Origin of the sequence: Anaerobacillus sp. 1_MG-2023, from assembly GCF_030547345.1 — a bacterium.
Taxonomy (GTDB): domain Bacteria; phylum Bacillota; class Bacilli; order Bacillales; family Guptibacillaceae; genus Guptibacillus; species Guptibacillus hwajinpoensis_B.
In genome coordinates this window covers 1-204 of sequence record NZ_JAUORD010000349.1, presented here as the reverse complement: position 1 = coordinate 204, position 204 = coordinate 1, and the positions used below count along the sequence as shown (strand labels likewise).

Sequence of the window (204 nt, the reverse complement as noted above, 5' to 3'; positions counted from 1 at the left end):
AAACCTGGAAACTATCAATTTGTTGAAACGCAGCCTGCTTTTGGCTATGAACTGAATTCAACTCCTATTCCTTTCACGATTGAAAAAGGTCAGGACGGAGTTACAAAAGTAGTCGCAACAAATAAGTTAACACCAGGCGCTGTCGAATTAGTGAAGGTGGATAGCGAGGATGCAACTCTTTATTTAGAAAACGCGGTATTTGAA

General features: G+C 40.2%; 1 protein-coding gene. It reads left to right on the top strand.

All coding sequences use genetic code 11. The annotated features are described in order from the left end of the window. Window positions 1-204 (top strand): MSCRAMM family protein (locus tag Q4550_RS24405; protein WP_303536848.1); only part of this gene is annotated, 204 nt, incomplete at both ends.